Origin of the sequence: Burkholderia gladioli (assembly GCF_000959725.1) — a bacterium.
GTDB lineage: Bacteria > Pseudomonadota > Gammaproteobacteria > Burkholderiales > Burkholderiaceae > Burkholderia > Burkholderia gladioli.
Window position 1 is genome coordinate 552,226 of sequence record NZ_CP009322.1, and the last position, 14,368, is coordinate 566,593.

General features: G+C 70.2%; 8 protein-coding genes. 5 read left to right on the plus strand and 3 right to left on the minus strand.

The features are described from left to right. Window positions 1–178: 178 nt before the first annotated feature. Together BM43_RS03360 and BM43_RS03365 are read left to right on the plus strand one after the other, a co-directional pair. A complete protein-coding gene (locus tag BM43_RS03360; protein ID WP_036057400.1) occupies window positions 179–3,535 on the plus strand; it encodes an autotransporter domain-containing protein in 3,357 nt (1,118 codons plus the stop codon). A gap of 79 nt (window positions 3,536–3,614) precedes the next feature. Continuing rightward, window positions 3,615–4,220 (plus strand): 2OG-Fe(II) oxygenase, encoded by a 606-nt coding sequence (locus BM43_RS03365; protein WP_036057399.1) that lies wholly within the window; start codon window positions 3,615–3,617, stop codon window positions 4,218–4,220. A 30-nt stretch (window positions 4,221–4,250) separates the two neighbouring features. Here BM43_RS03365 and mdeB read toward each other — a convergent pair whose 3' ends face one another. After that, window positions 4,251–6,971 carry an alpha-ketoglutarate dehydrogenase gene (gene mdeB / locus BM43_RS03370; RefSeq protein WP_036056865.1) on the minus strand — a complete coding sequence of 907 codons (2,721 nt, stop codon included), beginning with the start codon at window positions 6,969–6,971 and terminating at the stop codon, window positions 4,251–4,253. A 171-nt stretch (window positions 6,972–7,142) separates the two neighbouring features. On the opposite strand from mdeB, the gene BM43_RS03375 reads away from it, so the two are divergent. The 3 genes from BM43_RS03375 to BM43_RS03385 all read left to right on the plus strand — a co-directional run bounded on the left by BM43_RS03375 (window position 7,143) and on the right by BM43_RS03385 (window position 11,721). Next, window positions 7,143–7,670 carry an Lrp/AsnC family transcriptional regulator gene (locus tag BM43_RS03375; protein WP_013689714.1) on the plus strand — a complete coding sequence of 176 codons (528 nt, stop codon included), beginning with the start codon at window positions 7,143–7,145 and terminating at the stop codon, window positions 7,668–7,670. A gap of 174 nt (window positions 7,671–7,844) precedes the next feature. After that, entirely contained in the window at window positions 7,845–8,885 is a 1,041-nt protein-coding gene (locus BM43_RS03380) for a D-cysteine desulfhydrase family protein (RefSeq protein WP_036056863.1), read from the plus strand. Window positions 8,886–9,192: 307 nt separating this feature from the next. Continuing rightward, entirely contained in the window at window positions 9,193–11,721 is a 2,529-nt protein-coding gene (locus BM43_RS03385) for a penicillin-binding protein 1A (protein ID WP_036056862.1), read from the plus strand. Window positions 11,722–11,803: 82 nt separating this feature from the next. Here BM43_RS03385 and BM43_RS03390 read toward each other — a convergent pair whose 3' ends face one another. Continuing rightward, window positions 11,804–13,195, minus strand: a complete 1,392-nt coding sequence (locus BM43_RS03390; RefSeq protein WP_036056861.1) for a short-chain fatty acid transporter — start codon at window positions 13,193–13,195, stop codon at window positions 11,804–11,806. A 488-nt stretch (window positions 13,196–13,683) separates the two neighbouring features. After that, window positions 13,684–14,133, minus strand: a complete 450-nt coding sequence (gene cynS, locus BM43_RS03395) for a cyanase (RefSeq protein ID WP_013689718.1) — start codon at window positions 14,131–14,133, stop codon at window positions 13,684–13,686. Between the last annotated feature and the right edge of the window lie 235 nt (window positions 14,134–14,368).

Consider the following 14,368-nt stretch of genomic DNA (forward strand, 5'->3'; position numbering starts at 1 on the left):
GCGGGCAGGGATCGATGTCGGGCGCGTTCGACGCGATCGAACGATGTGGGGCAGGGCACCAGAAAACCAATGAATGGAGAAAAGGCAATGGATCTCGCTGGAAATCGAGGAACGATCCGCGTGGAGGGCAGCCGTGGCCACGCATGAGAATCGCGCCGGCGCCCCCGGCCGCGCATCGCTGCTGCTGTTTCAACTGCTGATCGCCGCCGCGGTGATTCCCAGGCCGGCCGAGGCGCAGACGGTGCCCTACCAGGAGCCCGGCAGGCTCGGAGACCCCGCCAGTTGGCGTACGCCGGAATTCGCCAGGGAATGGGGGCTCGGCGCGATGCACGCCGAATACGCCTACGCGGCCGGTTTCACCGGCAGGAACATCGCGATCGGCGTGCTCGATTCCGGTTATTACGCGCAGCATCCCGAACTATCCGCCAAGCGCTACATCCCGGTCACCTCGGACGGCGTCCCGGGCGTGCTGAATTCGAACAACAACAATCACGGCACGCTGGTCAGCGGCGTGATCGCGGGCGCGCGCGACGGCACCGGCATGCACGGCGTGGCGCCCGACGCAACCGTCTACGAAGGCAATACCAATGCCACCGACGGCTTCCTGTTCGGCGTATCCGATCCGAAATTCCCCGGCTCGGACGCGAAGTATTTCTCCGATGTCTACGATGCGATCGCAGCCAAGGGCGTGCGCATCATCAGCAACAGCTGGGGCTCGCAGCCGAGCGACGAGAACTACAGCACGCTCGCCAGGCTGACCGATGCCTACAAGCTGCACGAGGCGGTGCGCACGCGCACCGGGCAGGGCACCTGGCTCGATGCGGCCGCGAAGGTGTCGCGCGAGGGCGTGATCAACAACTTCAGCTCGGGCAACACCGGCTACGACAACGCCAGCCTGCGCGGCTCCTATGCCTATTTCCATCCGGAGCTGGAAGGGCACTGGATGACCACCACCGGCTACGACGAGCAGGTCGGCCAGGTCTACAACAAGTGCGGGATCGCGAAATGGTGGTGCGTGATGGCGCCGACCGGCGTGCCGTCCACCTCGTATTCCGGCACCTCGGCGGCGCCCACCGGCGCGACCTACGCGAACTTCAACGGCACCTCGGCGGCCGCGCCGCACGCGTCGGCGGCGCTCGCGCTGATCATGGAGCGGTTTCCCTACATGAGCAGCGAGCAGGCGCTGTCGGTGATGTTCACCACCGCGCAGAATATGGAGCCGGACCCGAGCCGGCCCGACTACAGCAGCAACAACGGCCTGTTCCAGGCGGTCCATCCCGCGAAGCCGGGCAACAGCGGCGTGCCGAACGGGTTCGGCGGCTGGGGCCTGGTCGACCTGAAGAAGGCCATGAACGGGCCGGGGCAGTTGCTCGGCACCTTCCGCGCGGCGCTGCCTTCGGGCACCGCCGACGTCTGGTCGAACGACATCTCCGATGTCGCGCTGGCGGCGCGCAAGATCGAGGACGACGCCGAGCATCGCGCCTGGCTCGACACGCTGCAGTCCAGGGGCTGGCAGCAGGGCCTGCCGGCGGGGGCGAGCGACGGCGACAAGGTCGACTACGCGACCGGCGTGGCGCGCGAGGCCGCCCGCCAGGCGCGCGAATACCAGGGCAGCCTGGTGAAGTCGGGCGGCGGCACGCTCACGCTGGCGGGCGCGAATACCTATCGCGGGCTGACCACGGTCGATGGCGGCGAGTTGCGGATCGACGGCTCGATCGCCTCGGGCGCGGTGGTCAACACGGCCGGGCGGCTCACCGTGAACGGCCGCGCGGCCGACATCGCGGTGAACGGCGGGCTGGCGACCATCGCCGGCACCAGCGCGGCGCTCGCGATCGACCAGGGCGGCACCGCGGCCGTGACCGGCACCGGCAGCACCGGCGAGGTGCGGCTCGCCAATGGCTTCGCCTCGCTGGGCGGCAACAGCGGCAAGGTGAGCGTGCAGGCGCTCGGCGTGGCGGCGATCACGGGCCGCACCGGCGACGTGGCGGTGGACGGCGGGCGCGCCTCGCTCGACGGCAGCAGCGGCGACGTCACGGTCGGCAACGGCGGCCTGGTGAACGGCAATGGCGCGATGCGCTCGCTGAACGCGACGGCCGGCGGCACGGTGGCGCCGGGACACTCGGTCGGTCGCTTGTCGGTGGCGGGCGACCTGAGCCTGGCGAGCGGCTCGACCTACGCGGTGGAGTTGTCGCCGAGCGGCGCGAGCGACCGGATCGACGTGGGCGGCAAGGCCAGCCTGGCGGGCGGGACGCTGAGCCTCGCGCTCGAGAACACGCCGCCGCCGCTGAGCGGAGAGCAGTCGCGCTCGGTGCTGGGGCGCAGCTTCGTGATCCTGAATGCGGCGGGCGGCGTCGATGGGCAGTTCGCTTCGCCCGGTGCCTATCTGTTCGTGTCGCCGTCGCTGGCCTATGGGCCGACCAGCATCAGCCTGACCGTGAATCGCAACGCCGCGCGCTTCGCCGGCGTCGCAAACACCGACAACGAGCGCAGCGTGGCGAACGCGCTGGAAACCGTCGATCCGGGCAGCGCAGTCTACAACAGCGTGCTGTTCGCGACCGCCGCGCAGGCGCCGCAAGCCACGCTCTCGCAGTTGACCGGCGAGATCTACCCGGCCGCCTACGCCACGCTGATCAACGAAAGCCGGCAGGTACGCGATGCCGTGCTCGATCGGCTGGCCGGTACCGGCAGCGGCGACGCGGCGGCCGCGCGGCCCGGCGTCTGGGCCCGGCTGCTGGGCTCCTGGGGCAGCGCGCGCGGCGACGGCGTGAACGGCTACACCAGCTCGACCGGCGGCTTCCTGGCGGGCGCGGACGCGGCCGTGCGCGATGCGCTGCGGGTGGGCGGCATCGCCGGCTACACGCATAGCGGCATCAGCCTGCGCGACCAGCCGTCCTCGGCCTCGTTCGACAGCTTCCATCTCGGCGCCTACGCGGCATGGCAACCGGGCGCGCTCGGGCTGCGCGCGGGAGCGGTGCACGCCTGGCATCGCGGCGGCGTCGATCGGGCGGTTCGCTATGGCGCCGCCGCCGAGTCGGAAACCGGCACGCTGAATGCGCAGACGAGCCAGGTGTTCGGCGAGGCGGCCTACCGGCTCGGCCTGGGCTCGGCGCTCGAGCTCGAGCCCTTCGGCCGGCTCGCCTACGTCCACCTGAGCAACCACGGCGCGACCGAGTCGGGCGGCGCGGCGGCCTTGCGGGTGCAGGAGGGCAACAACGACGTGTCGTTCTCGACGCTGGGCCTGCGCGGCACCACGCAGTTCGCGCTGGGTTCGTCGATGCAACTGACGCTGCAGGGCAGCGTGGGCTGGCAGCACGCCTTGACGAGCGGCCGACCGGTGGCGACACTCGCCTTCGCCTCGGGCAGCGACGGCTTCACGGTCGCCAGCGTGCCGGTGGCGAAGGATGCGGCGGTGCTGAGCGTGGATGCCGGTTTCGCGTTCGGCAAGGCCGGCCGCGCCAGCCTCGGCTACTCGGGCTCGCTGGCCAGCCGCCAGGCCGATCACGCGGTGCGGGGCAGCCTGGGCTGGAAGTTCTGATCGCGGATTCGCCTCGGGTGAACCCATGAAGCCGCGGACGCCTTCGGGCGTGCGCTTTCCCATCATCGACGGAGTGGCGATGACTCTCGACACGCGGCCGGGCGCGAGCGGCGCCTGGCAGGACATCACGATCATCGACGACCTGCTGCCCGGCGACGAGCAGGCCGCGATCCATCGCCTGCTCGCGCAAGGGCCCTGGCAGCACGGCTGGCGTTCGCACAACGGCGCCGGCGCGCAGGCGTTCTGGAATCGCCATTTCGCCGGCTCGCAGGATCCGGCGCGGCTGGACGGGCGCCACGACGCGAGCGAGGAGTTGGCCGCGCGCGAGCCGCTGCTGGATGCCTGCTGGCAGCGGATCGCGCGCGACTACCTACGGGATCACGCGCTGCAGAGCTGCTACGCGAACGGCCTGCCCTACGGCACCGACGGTTCGGTGCACACCGATTCGCTGGCGATCGGCGCCTGCACCGCCGTGTATTACCCGCACCAGCACTGGGACCCTGACTGGGGCGGCGAGACGATCCTGTTCAACAAGGATCGCAGCGACATCCTCGCGGCGGTCTACCCGAAGCCGAACCGGCTGCTGGTGTTTCCGGGCTTTCTCTACCACGTCGCGCGCGGCGTGTCGCGCGCCTGCCCGACGATGCGCATCACGCTGATGTTCAAGACGCAGATGCGCATGTGAGGCCGCGCAGCGAGCCGCTGCGCTTTCCATCTACACCTGCCACGAAGCGGCGCGTCCCGCCTGCTTGCCGTAACGCGCACGCGCCGCGCGCACCGTCTCGCGCTCGACTTCGCCCTGTTCGGCCAGCGCATGCAGCGCCGCCAGCACGATCGAGGCGCGATCCACCTCGAAGAACTCGCGCAGCGCCTGGCGCGTGTCGCTGCGCCCGAAGCCGTCGGTGCCGAGCGTCACATACGGCGCCGGCACCCAGGCGCGGATCAGCTCGGGCAGGGCGCGGGCGTAGTCGGTCGCGGCGATCACCGGCCCTTGCGCGCCTTGCAGCGCGCGGCGCACCACCGGTTCCGCCAGGGCATCTCCATCCGCATCCGTATCCGCCCCAAGGCGCCGCGCGCGCTCGATTGCGATCGCGTCGCGATGCAGCTCGGTGAAGCTGGTCACGCTCCACACCTGCGCCTCGATCCCCCAGTCATCCTGCAGCATCGCGGCCGCGGCCAGCACCTCGGTCATGATCGCGCCGGCACCCAGCAACTGCACCCGTGCCGAGCCATGCCGTTGCGGATGCAGCGAATAGATGCCGCGCAGGATTGCCTCGCGTACCGCCTCGCCGGCCGGCATCGAGGGCTGGGCGTAGTTCTCGTTGGTCACGGTCAGGTAATGGAACACGTCGCGCTGCTGCTCGCCCATCTCGCGCATGCCGTGCTCGACGATCACCGCCACCTCGTAGGCGAAGGCCGGGTCCCAGGCACGGCAGTTCGGGATCGCCGAGGCGGCCAGGTGGCTGGTGCCGTCCTGGTGCTGCAGGCCCTCGCCGCCGAGCGTGGTCTTGCCCGAGGTGGCGCCGATCAGGAAGCCGCGGGCTCGCTGGTCGGCGGCGGCCCAGATCAGGTCGCCGACGCGCTGGAAGCCGAACATCGAGTAGTAGATGTAGAACGGCAGCATCGGCAGGTCGTGGACGCTGTACGAGGTGGCGGCGGCGATCCACGAGGAGATCGCGCCGGCCTCGGAGATGCCTTCCTCGAGGATCTGCCCGCTGGTCGATTCGCGGTAGTAGAGCATCGAGCCGAGGTCCTCGGGCTCGTAGCGTTGCCCCAGCGGCGAATAGATGCCGACCTGGCGGAACAGGTTGGCCATGCCGAAGGTGCGTGCCTCGTCGGCCACCACCGGCACGATCCGCTCGCCGATCTCCGGCGCCTTGAGCAGGCCGCCCAGCATGCGCACGATCGCCATGGTGGTGGACATCTCCTTGCCCTCGGCCTCCAGCGCGAACTGCCCCCAGCCGGCCATCGGCGGCACCGCCAGCGGCCGGCTCGCGGCGCGGCGGCGACGCGGCAGGTAGCCGCCGAGCGCCTGGCGGCGCGCGTGCAGGTAGCGCATCTCGGGGCTGTCGGCGGCCGGGCGGTAGAACTTCACCTCGGCCACCTCGGCATCGCTGAGCGGCAGCGCGAAGCGGTCGCGGAAGGCCTTCAGGTCGTCCAGGTCGAGCTTCTTCTGCTGGTGCGTGGTCATGCGGCCCTGGCCGATCGCACCCATGCCGAAACCCTTCATGGTCTTGGCCAGGATCACGGTGGGTTGGCCGCGATGCGCGAGCGCCCTGGCATAGGCCGCGTGCAGCTTGCGCACGTCGTGGCCGCCGCGGCGCAGGCGGTCGATGTCGTCGTTGCTGAGGTGGGCCGCCAGCGCGGCCAGTTGCGGGTTCTGCTGGAAGAAGTGCTCGCGGTTGTAGGCACCGTCGTTGGCCGAGAAGGTCTGGAACTGGCCGTCCACGGTGTTGGCGAAGGCGCGCAGCAGGGCGCCTTCGCGATCGCGCGCGAACAGCGCGTCCCAGTCCGAGCCCCACAGCACCTTGATCACGTTCCAGCCGGCGCCGGCGAACAGCGTCTCCAGCTCGTCCACCACGCGGCCGTTGCCGCGCACCGGGCCGTCCAGGCGCTGCAGGTTGCAGTTGATCACGAACACCAGGTTGTCGAGCTGCTCGCGCGCGGCCAGCGACAGCGCGCCGATCGATTCGGGCTCGTCCATCTCGCCGTCGCCGAAGAAGCCCCACACGGTGCGTCCCGCCGTGCCGAGCAGCTTGCGATGCTCGAGGTAGCGCATGAAGCGCGCCTGGTAGATCGAGTTGATCGGCCCGATCCCCATCGAGCCGGTGGGGAACTGCCAGAAGTCCGGCATCAACCACGGATGCGGATAGGAACAGAGCCCGGGCCCGGCGATCTCGCGGCGGTAGTGGTCGAGATGCGCCTCCTCCAGAAAGCCCTCCAGGTAGGCGCGTGCATACACGCCCGGCGCCGAATGCGGCTGGAAGTAGACCAGGTCGGCGTCGCGCTCGCCGTCGGCGGCGCGGAAGAAGTGGTTGAAGCCGACCTCGAACAGGTCGGCGGCCGAGGCGTAGCTGGCGATATGGCCGCCCAGCTCGCCATAGGCGCGGTTGGCGCGCACCACCATGGCCAGCGCGTTCCAGCGCAGCGCGGCGGCCAGCCTGGCCTCGATCTCCAGGTCGCCCGGGTAGGGCGGCTGGGCGTCGAGCGCGATGCTGTTGGCATAGGGCGTGGCGCGCACGCGCCCGGTGGCGAGCCCTTGCGACGAGGCATGCAGGGCGAGCTGGTCGAGCAGGTAGCGCGCGCGCTCCGGGCCGGCGTGCTCGACCACGCCGTCGAGCGCGGCCAGCCATTCCCCGGTTTCGCCGGGGTCCTCGTCGATCGGGTCGAGGGGCAGGGCGAGGATCGACGGCACGCCGTTCGACAGGTCGGTCATGATGCGGCTCCGGGCACGAGAAAGCAGGTGGGGCCGCGGGTTCGAAAGCAGCGGCGATTCGACTAGCGTACTGAGCCCGTTGCGGAATGTGTGTCTGAATTGCATTGCGTCTCGGCCGGGAATCAGTATAAATATTCCGCCGATCCCGCCTTTTTCGGAATTGTTACATTCATGCCCAGTGACTCGACCCGGCTCGACCGCACCGATATCGCGATCCTCAACCAACTGCAGCAGAACGCGCGCATCACCAACGCCGAACTGGCGCGCGCGGTGAACCTGTCGCCCACGCCCTGCTTCAACCGTGTCAAGGCGCTGGAGAAGCTCGGGCTGATCAAGCAGCAGGTGACCCTGCTCGATCCCGATCCGCTGGGCCTGAAGATCAACGTGTTCATCCAGGTCAGCCTGGAGAAGCAGCAGGAGGACGCGCTGCGCCGCTTCGAGGCGGCCATCGACAAGCGGCCCGAGGTGATGGAGTGCTACCTGATGTCGGGCGACGCCGATTACCTGTTGCGCGTGCTGGTGCCGAGCATGCACGGGCTGGAGCGCTTCATCATGGACCAACTGACCACCATTCCGGGTGTGTCGAACATCCGCTCGAGCTTCGCGCTCAAGCAGGTGCGCTACCGCACCGCTTTGCCGCTGCCGGCGGCGGGGCTGACGCTGAGCCGCGAGGAAGAGGATACGCACGACGAGGGTTAATGCCTGAGCGGGGCGCGGCGGCCTTCCGCCGGCGCCTGCCCGGGCTTGCACGAGCCATCTCGGCGGATATCGCCGTGCCTCGTTCGCATTAGTGTGTCTAATGTTTTGGGTAGAAATGCTCGTTTGTCGGGCCGCCCCCGCGCGCGCAGAATGCCCGGCCAAGGAGGAATGGTCATGGACACCATCGAAATCAATGGCACCCGCTTCCCGCGCTTCGCGCTGCTCGACGCCGTCACGCCGATCCAGCGGCTCGCGCGGCTGGAAGCCGAACTCGGCGAGCGCCTGAACGGCGTGCAGCTCCATGTGAAGCGCGACGATCACGTCGCGCTCGGCGGCGGCGGCAACAAGCTGCGCAAGCTCGAACTGCACCTGGGGCAGGCGCTGGCCGAGGGCGTCGACACGCTGATCACGGTCGGCGGGATCCAGTCGAATCACGCGCGGCAGACCGCGGCGGCCGCGGCGCTGGCCGGGCTGCGTTGCGAACTGGTGCTGGCGCGGATGGTGCCGCGCGAGGGCGTCGACTACGAGCGCAACGGCAACGTGCTGCTCGACGAACTGTTCGGCGCGACCGTCCACGTCGCGCCGGCGGGCACGTCGGCGCTCGATCTGGCCCAGGCGCGCGCCGAGGAGTTGCGTCGCGCCGGCCGCAAGGTGCTGGTGATTCCCTCGGGCGGCTCCACCGGCCTGGGCGCCCTCGGTTATGCCGCCTGCGCCGCCGAGATCGACGCGCAGGCGCGCGAGCTCGGCATCGAGTTCGCCTGCGTGGCCTGCCCGAACGGCAGCGCCGGCACGCATGCGGGGCTGGTGGCGGGCTTCCACGCGCTGGGCCGCGACCCTGGCCTGGTGCGCGCCTACGGCGTGCTGGCGCCGGCCGACGAGGCCGCCGCGATGACCGTGAAGCTGGTCGACGAAGCCTGCGCGCTGCTCGGCATCGCCCCGCCGCCGGCCGGCACGATCGGCGTGGAGGGCGCGCATCGCGGCGAGGGTTACGGCATTCCCACCGAGGGCATGCTGGCGGCCGTGCGCCTGATGGCGCGCAGCCAGGGGCTGCTGCTCGACCCCGTGTACAGCGGCAAGGCCTTCGCCGGGCTGCTGGCCGATATCGAGGCCGGACGCTTCCGGCGCGGCGACAAGCTGCTGTTCCTGATGACGGGCGGCGCGCCGGCGCTGTATGCCTACCGCGGCGTCTTCGAGGAAACGCGCGGCCAGGCCTGAGCCCCGGCCGGCCTGCTCCAGGGTCGGCTTCATTAATCGGGCTAATGCGGCGAGAAGAAATCGTCGCTTGAGCCCCGCGCGACGCGCCGCCAGAATCCGCCCTGGCGCGTCGACGCGATTTCACGCGGCGCGCCGGCGCCCGGCGCGCGCGGCACGGCACGGGTCGTCATGCACCCGCCGCCCTTCGCATCGACCTCGCGTCGATCCCGCTTCCGGCCGTTGCCGATCCCCGATCGCTACGGATTCCTCATCACGACCCGGCGCGCGGCCCAGCCCGTCGCGCCCGATCGCCAGCCGCGCCCATCCCATGTTCCTTCGCAAGCCCGATCCCTCGACAGCCCCTTCCTCCGAACCGCCCGGGCAACCCGGCGGCGATCGCGCGCCGCGCCGACGCGGCGGCTGGCGCCGCCTGCGCACGGCGCTGGTCGGCCTGGTCTGCGCCGGCGTGGTGGCCGGCGCCTCGACGCTGGCCTACCTCGCATGGGTGGTCTACCCGTCGCTGCCGCCGGTTTCCGCGCTCGGCGACTACCAGCCCGCCGAGCCGCTGCGGATCTTCTCCTCGGATGGCGAACTGCTGGCCGAATACGGCATCGAGCGCCGCATTCCGCTGGAGGCGGGGGCGATCCCGCTGCGCGCCAGGCAGGCCCTGCTGGCGGCCGAGGATGCGAGTTTCTACGCGCATCCCGGCGTCGACGCGGGCGGACTGCTGCGCGCGGTGTTCGTCGACGCGCTGCGCGGCGGCAAGGCGCAAGGCGGCAGCACCATCACCATGCAGCTGGCACGCAACTTCTTCCTGTCGCGCCACAAGACCTTCGCGCGCAAGCTCTACGAGGTGCTGCTCGCCATCAAGCTCGAACGCAGCCTGCCCAAGGACCGCATCCTGCAGCTCTACATGAACCAGATCTACCTGGGCGAGCGTTCCTACGGCTTCGGGGCGGCGGCGCGTACCTATTACGGGCGCGACCTGGGCGAACTGACGATCGCGCAGACGGCCATGCTCGCGGGCCTGCCGAAGGCGCCTTCGGCCTACAACCCGATCAGCGATCCCGAGCGGGCGCAGGCACGCCAGCGTTACGTGCTGGCGCGCATGCGCGAGGTGGGCTACCTGAGCCCGGCCGAGTATCGCGCCGCGCTCGACGAGCCGCCGTACCAACGGCCCGAGCCGCGCCGCGATTCGGTGCCGGCCGGCTCGGTCAGCGAGCTGGTGCGGCAGATGATGGTCGAGCGCTACGGCGAGGCGGCCTACGAATCGGGCTTCCGGGTCACCACCACGGTGGCGCTGGGCGAGCAGCGCGCCGCCTTCGAGGCGGTTCGGCACGGCGCCGAGGCGTATCAGCAGCGTCATGGCTACGCCAGGCCGGAGGCCAGCGTGGCCGCGCCGGTGCTGGTCGATGGACAGTTGTCCGAAGCAGCGGCGCAGGCGCTGAAGCAGCGACCCGAAGTCGGCGGCATGTCCAGCGCGGTGGTGATCGGCGCCGGCGCCGGCCGTCTCGACCTGATGCGCGCCGACGGCGAGCGCGTGGCGTTGTCGGGGGGCGCGCTGGCGGTGCTGTCGTCCGGCGCCGGGCGGCGCGTGGTTTTGCCTTCGTCGCTGAAGCCCGGCGCGATCGTGCGCATCGCGCGCGATGGCGATGGCCGCTGGGTGCTGCGCCAGTTGCCGGCGGTGCAGGCGGCGCTGGTCGCGATCTCGCCCGACGACGGCGCGATCCGCGCGCTGGTCGGCGGCAACGGCTACACGCCGAGCCAGCTCAACCACGTCACCCAGGCCTGGCGGCAGCCCGGCTCGAGCTTCAAGCCCTTCATCTATTCGGCGGCGCTGGCCAAGGGCTTCGCGCCGGCCAGCGTGATCGACGACCTGCCGCTGGAGATCCCCGCCAGCTACCCGGGCGGCCCGGTCTGGCGGCCGCGCGAGAGCGGCGCGCTGCTCGGGCCGATCGCGTTGCGCGAGGGCTTGGCGCGCTCGAAGAACCTGGTCGCGGTGCGCGTGCTGCGCGCGATCGAGCCGGCCTATGCCAAGGACTACATCGTGCGCGCCTTCGGGCTGCGCTCCGACCTGATCGTGCCGAACCTGCCGATGGCGCTGGGTGCGGGCGCGGTCACGCCGCTGCAGATGGCGACCGGCTACGCGAGCTTCGCCAACGGCGGCTTCCGCGTGCAGCCCTACCTGATCGCGAAAATCCAGGACGGCGCGGGGCAGGTGCTGTTCGAGGCGGCGCCGGCGCGTGCCGGTGCCGACGCGCCGCGCGTGATCAGCGCCGCCAACAGCTACCTGATGACCGACATGCTGCGGCGCGCGGCGATGCACGGCACGGGCGCGGCCACCAATGCGCTCAAACGCGGCGACCTGGCTGGCAAGACCGGCACCACCAACAACTATCGCGACGGCTGGTTCGCCGGCTACCAGCGGCAACTGGCGACCGTGGTGTGGATGGGCTTCGATACGCCGGCCTCGATGGGGCCGCGCGAGTACGGCGCGCGCAATGCGCTGCCGGTCTGGATCGAGTTCATGGGGCATGCGCTGGCGGGCGTGCCGGAATCGATCGAGGCGCCGCCCGAGGACATCGCGCTGATCGACGGCGAGCCTTACGACAAGGCTTTCCTGCCGGGCCAGGGTTTCGTCGCCGGGCTCGATGCGCAGGGTGCGATTCCGCTGATGGCGCAGCGCGCCGGCGGCGAGGCTGGCGCGATCGCGGCGGTGGCCACGTCGGGGCCAGTCGCGACGCACGCCGATGCTCGAGCGGCGTCGACGCCCGGCGTGGTGTCCTCCGACGAGAAGGCGCGCATCCTGCGCTACTTCGCGGCGCCTTCGGAGGCGGGGGACGGGGAGGGGATGTAGCGGCCGCGGGCACGCCGGTCGAACGCAGCGGCCGTCGTGCCGCCATGGCCGCTGCGTTCGATACGGCGGTTTCAGGCAGCGCTCAAGGCACCAGCCACAGAGCCAGCGCGTAGATCACCAGCGACACCGCGAAGGTCATCGCCGTGTATCCCATCACGCGCTGGATGCGGATCCCGGCGATCGCCACGATCGGCACGGCCCAGAACGGCTGCAGCATGTTCGAGACGTTCTCGGCCATCGCCACGCCCATGGCGGTGCGCGGCACCGAGGCGTGCAGGCTCAGCGCGGCGGGCAGCACGAAGGGGCCCTGCACGGCCCAGTGGCCGCCGGCGCTCGGCACCAGCAGGGTGATGATCAGCGAGCTGAGGTAGCTCCACAGCGGCAGCGAGAGCGGCGTGGCGATCGTCACGAAGGCCTTGGCGATCATCGAGGCCAGCCCGGTGCCCTTCATCATGCCCATGATCCCGCCGTACACGGGGTATTGCAGCAGCATCGAGCCGGTCTGGCGCGCCGCGCCGCGGATCGCGTTGGCGTAGGCGATCGGGGTGCGCTGCAGGGCCAGGCCGATCAGCAGGAAGATCAGGATGGTGGTGTTGATGTCGAGGTCGAAATGCCCCGAGCGCCATTCCATCACCAGGAAGCCGATCCCGAAGGCAAGCAGCAGCAGGGTGCCGAGCACCGATTGTTCGAGGCGCGTGGCGAACGAGGGCGTGCCGCCCACGCGCGCATGCGGATCGTCGCCGGGCGCCTGGCGCTGCTGGTCGGCCGCGTCGTCGAAGGCCACCACGTCCGCCTCGCGCGGGTGCATGCGAATGAAGATCGCCGTCATCACCACCACCACCAGCACGGTGGGGATGAACACGAAGGGGGCGAATACCGTGGCGCCGAGCGGCACCACCTGGCCGGTGGCCTTCTCCACCAGGTTCAGCGCATTGCCGTGCGAGGCCTGCGAGAGCGCGATCGAGCTCGACAGCCCGCTGTTGCAGATCGACCAGGCCGAATAGCTGCCGGCCACCAGCCAGGCGAAATCGACGCGCACGCGCCGCGCGATCTCGCGCGAGAGCAGGGCGCCGACGATCAGGCCGAGGCCCCAGTTCAGCCAGGCCGCCACCGCCACCACCGGGAACACCAGCAGGGCCGCGCGCGCCGGCGTCTGGGCGCGCGACGCCATCGCGCGCAGGCCGCGCTGCACGATCGGCGCCTCGGCGATCGCGTAGCCGGTGGCGAGGATCAGGATCATCTGCAGCGCGAAGCCGAGGATGCCGAAGGTGCCCGTGTACCAGGAATCGAGCACGGTCGGCAGCTTGCCCTGCGGCGCGATCGCGAAGGCGAGCAGCGCGACGAAGGCGGTCAGGCAGATCGAGAGCACGAACGGGTCGGGCATGACCCGTTCGAACACGTAGACGAGGGCGGCGACCACGCCGCGCGATTCGGTGGCGCGCGCGGTTGCGGGCGCGAGGTTGTCTCTTTGCATGCTGTCAGTCTGTTGCGCAGCGGGGGCTGCTGCGGCGCCGGGCGGCGGATCGGCATGCGGGTGGGCCCGGGGCGGCGCGCGCTCGAAAGCTCGCGGGCCGCGCGACGGGTCGGGATGCGGTGCTCCTCCAGGTGCTCGTGGTGTTGCCACGGCGCAGCGGGTTCTCTATCGCGCCTTCCGCGTCGCACGCTCGACCTGCGCGGACAAGGAAGACGGCCAGCCTGTTCTTGTTATGAAAAGTTCGTTAATCGAACGTCGTTTCGTTTAACGAACGGCGCATTATTCGGCGCGGGCGGTGGCGGTGTCAAGCCGGCAACGTGGGGGATGGGGCCTTTTCACCGGGAATCGCGGCGTGAAGGCGGGTATTTGAAAGATATTGAAGGGTTTTTGAAATGAATGGCCGCGTCTGGCGGGAGCCTCGCGGCCTGCGGCCGGACGCAAAAGGAAGTGCGTCCGGCCCGATGCTCGGGAGCGTTCGGCGCCGCCGCTCAATACTGCTTGTAAGGCAGGAACTTGCCCGACAGCACCACATGCACGCGGTCGCCCTTCGGGTCGGGCTCGCGTTGGATGTCCATCGAGAAATCGATCGCGCTCATGATGCCGTCGCCGAATTCCTCGTGGATCAGCTCCTTGATGGTGCTGCCGTAGACGTTGACGATCTCGTACCAGCGATAGATCAGCGGGTCGGTGGGCACGGCGCTCGGCAGCGAGCCCTTGTAGGGGACGATCTGCAGCCAGGCCACCGCCTCGTCGGGCAGCTCGAACAGCTTGCCGATCGCCTCGGCCTGCGGCTTGTCGAAGGTCATCTGGCCGAGGCAGCCGGCGGTGGTGAACTCCTTGGACAACCCGGTGGCCTCGGCGGCCTGGGTCCACTTGATGCCCTTGCGCACCTTGCTGGACAGAATCATCCTGGTTACTTCTTCACGGCTCGAAATCATGACTGGCTCCGTATGACGGTAGGGAAGGCGCCGCGCATCGGGCACGGCGCCGCAACGGGAATGCTGAGGACGGGATCGACGACGGGGTCGACAAGTCGGCGCTGCGCTGCGTCGGCGCCTCGCTCGCGAGGATCGTGGGGAACGGCGCCCGGCCGTCGAGGCGATGGCGGGGCAACGCGTGAATGGACGTGGCGCATCGATCCGGCGGCTCGATCATAAAACCTCATTAACGAGC

Excerpts from the sequence above, each read along its gene's own strand:
- BM43_RS03365 (WP_036057399.1), top strand. The coding sequence starts at position 3,615 with ATGACTCTCGACACGCGGCCGGGCGCGAGCGGCGCCTGGCAGGACATC.
- mdeB (WP_036056865.1), bottom strand. The coding sequence starts at position 6,971 with ATGACCGACCTGTCGAACGGCGTGCCGTCGATCCTCGCCCTGCCCCTC.
- BM43_RS03375 (WP_013689714.1), top strand. The coding sequence starts at position 7,143 with ATGCCCAGTGACTCGACCCGGCTCGACCGCACCGATATCGCGATCCTC.
- BM43_RS03380 (WP_036056863.1), top strand. The coding sequence starts at position 7,845 with ATGGACACCATCGAAATCAATGGCACCCGCTTCCCGCGCTTCGCGCTG.
- BM43_RS03385 (WP_036056862.1), top strand. The coding sequence starts at position 9,193 with ATGTTCCTTCGCAAGCCCGATCCCTCGACAGCCCCTTCCTCCGAACCG.
- BM43_RS03390 (WP_036056861.1), bottom strand. The coding sequence starts at position 13,195 with ATGCAAAGAGACAACCTCGCGCCCGCAACCGCGCGCGCCACCGAATCG.
- cynS (WP_013689718.1), bottom strand. The coding sequence starts at position 14,133 with ATGATTTCGAGCCGTGAAGAAGTAACCAGGATGATTCTGTCCAGCAAG.